This is a genomic window from Saccharomonospora sp. NB11, assembly GCF_015910535.1.
GTDB lineage: Bacteria > Actinomycetota > Actinomycetes > Mycobacteriales > Pseudonocardiaceae > Saccharomonospora.
In genome coordinates, this window is record NZ_JACBJG010000023.1 from 1 (window position 1) to 2,310 (window position 2,310).

Sequence of the window (2,310 nt, forward strand, 5' to 3'; positions counted from 1 at the left end):
ACACCTACTCGAACAACAGCCCGATCACCTATTCGGACCCGTCGGGGTTGTTCCTCGAATGGTTCACGAAGGTGGTCTCGAGTGCCGTCAAGGTCGCCAAACGGTATTTCCAGCGACCCCAGTGGTCTGGATACTCGCAGCCCCAAAGCGCACGTCGCATGGGCGCACCCAACTCTTCTGGGGGTGGGGGGAGTTCGCAGAGTGCCTCTCGCCTGCGGGCGAGTGATGCACATCGCATCAATCCGGTCGAGTATGATTCAATTCTTTTCTATATGTATGATGAAATGGTTATCAATTCACAAGATTCTCTCGTACAGAAGATAAAAGAAAACAATGGATGCTGGATTTGGCCGGTTTGCGGCGTCCCGGCTACCCTTGCATGGGCTGAGATGGTCAGACCTGGAGGGGAATGGGATCATAAACCCATGATCCTGGACTCTATGGGAATGGAGAAGCGCGGAAATGTGTTCACCCCCATGCCGGATGGAGAGAATAGAATAACTTATGAGTTCTGGTCGAATATGCACTATGGTTATGTTGGAACTGAAGCTGGATTCAAGGATTGGGATCTAAGGATGAGTGCGGATATCGCCGATTTAATTTCTACACTCCCTGAGCCCCGCACATCCCCTGCAGACGATGTGGCCGTTCGGGTGGGTATTGAGCTCCGCGAATCGTACAGTCCTGAAGAGCTTCGCCCAGAGCATGTTCACCGAGCTATTATGGATAATATCGATGAGTTGAAGGCTACTGGCGCAGTGCTAACGTGCTCGACTCCTAGGTCGGGTTGTTGAAGAAGGATATAAAGTGTAGCTTTCATGTTCCTACTCGAGGGCTAACCTAGTTCATAGGAAAAAACGGAAGGTGACTTTTCATGAGGACTGCCTTTGAAGGGCTTGCAATCCTTGTAATGTGTCGTGGCGGATGGTTTTGATTCCTGAAAGGAAGCGGCACCCCGTTGGGATGTGGCGGCTTGACGGGTGTATTCTCGTCGGCGTCTCTTTGATTGCCGGAATAGTGTGGAGCTTGGGTGCGCTTGCTCTAGTATCTCCCAGGTTGAACACATGTTCGGCTGAGCTTGGCGTGGTCGTTAGTTATGTGTCCCTCGACTGGGCTCTGCTGCGAATATTATTTTACGTAATCGCCTCCTGGTTGGTTATTGTCTTTATCCGCCGGCTAGTGGAACGCTATGCGTTCTTCTGGCGGGGGGCGTTTGGGTTGGCTTGTGTGACATTGGGGGTGTTTGTGCTTACTTGGGGGGAGTTGTCGTTGTATGCACAATTGATATTCGATTGGGGGGAGTCGGTTCCCAGGTTTGGGGTTCGCGCGATCCAATGCCAGGGAGAGGAGTCTTCGTTGTGGCCGGATTGGATTCCACTTCCTAGCCCGAGTAAGTGATGGCCTGCGAATATGTTCCGCATGGTCACTTTAGCTGGACTTCACGTCCCCGAATGTGATAGTTCGCGCAAACGGCGACAGAGCAGATTCATTCCGAGCCTATATTGACATTGGGGAGGCCTATCGGGATGGTTCGTATCCGTCGTGGCAAGATCACTACTGCTGATCTTAAATACGGAATGGTCGGCGCGCGGTGAGCTTCTCGTTCATGTTGAGGCCGATATTCCAATATCGGACGATGGACAGGAGCTGTACAGTGAGATACTGTTCCCTGTTCCCGAATTAGCCTCAGGTCTGCATGATCGGATGTCCGCGGGTTCCGGCAGGAGGGGCAACTTTGAGTTCGAATCAATGTCCTTCAAAGAGGTGGGCGTTGTGCGAATAGTGGAGTTTGACTCAGGTTGGCGTGTGAAGTCGATTCACCAGCCGGGTTTGTGGAGTAAGTTCCACTCCCTGGATGACATAGATGCCGAGATTTACACGCGAAGTGAGGGCGGAAGCGGAAGCGATGATCGGAGTCGATCTTTCTACGCTGTTCGAGACGAGATGACCAATAGATCGAAAGCTTGCCTATTGGTTGGTCTGCGGTACTGTGCTGGTAAATCTTAACATATTCTTGTGATAGATCGGCGCCAGTCGACGATGCGGTTGGCGAGGACGAGAGCGCCATGACGGTTGTCTATGTCATTTTCCGCGGGGGCGGGGGGCAGCGGAGCTGATGCAGCAGCGCCACGATTTACTCGACTGACCCAGCACATGGCTCGTTGCTTGTCGAGGGTGCGGGTCGGGCATGCCTTGGAGTCGGTGACCAGCCAGTTCCCGAGCGGCAGCACCACGCTGGAGCAGTTCGACTATGACGAGGCCGGTAACACGGTGCGGCGGATGTCGGTCGACGGCGAGCAGACGTTGGAG

Annotated in this window: 1 protein-coding gene; it reads left to right on the forward strand. The window is 53.3% G+C overall.

Translation table 11 applies throughout. The features are described from left to right. A partial coding sequence (locus JAV51_RS20090; protein WP_231642776.1) for a polymorphic toxin type 44 domain-containing protein occupies nt 1-794 on the forward strand: 794 nt, incomplete at its 5' end. Nucleotides 795-2,310 lie beyond the last annotated feature (1,516 nt).